The organism is Desulfovibrio sp. OH1186_COT-070, assembly GCF_003860215.1.
Taxonomy (GTDB): Bacteria; Desulfobacterota; Desulfovibrionia; order Desulfovibrionales; family Desulfovibrionaceae; genus Desulfovibrio.
Genome location: NZ_RQYH01000180.1, coordinates 1 through 421, shown reverse-complemented (window position 1 = coordinate 421; position 421 = coordinate 1). Strand labels below are relative to the sequence as shown.

The window sequence follows — 421 nt, the reverse complement described above, 5'->3', positions numbered from 1 at the left end:
GGTCTTATGATTACAGGTTCAACAGATACTCCACCTTCTGATTTTTTCCCATTTTCTGCAACGATATCTACATCTTTATCCAATGTAAATGTAAATTCTTTACTTCCATTGAATGGAACTGGTACTTGTTTTGATAAAACTGCAAGTGATGATTTGCCTTTTACTTTGTTAATTAAATCTGTTACTAATTCCGGGTCAAACAATGTACCCTTTGATAATACTGCCATAATTTTATTCTCCTTTTAATCCTTTTAATATATTTTGGTATGCCACATCTTCTCCTTTTGTATTTGTTTCTGTGTTTTTTAAAGGTGGTGGCGGTGTTTGTGATTTGAAAAAGTCTGATAAACTTTCCGCATCTGCTTTTATACTCTCTTCATCATCTCCTGAAATTCTGCCGGCTAAATTATAAGGTATGCCG

2 protein-coding genes are annotated in these 421 nt (G+C 33.5%); both read right to left on the bottom strand.

The genetic code is table 11. From position 1 onward, the window contains the following. Positions 1-227, bottom strand: a 227-nt coding sequence (locus EII23_RS12440) for a hypothetical protein (RefSeq protein ID WP_221620426.1), incomplete at its 3' end; no start/stop codon positions are given. Between the two features lie 4 nt (positions 228-231). Continuing rightward, positions 232-421: hypothetical protein (locus tag EII23_RS13045; protein ID WP_221620425.1), on the bottom strand; the 190-nt coding region annotated here is incomplete at its 5' end.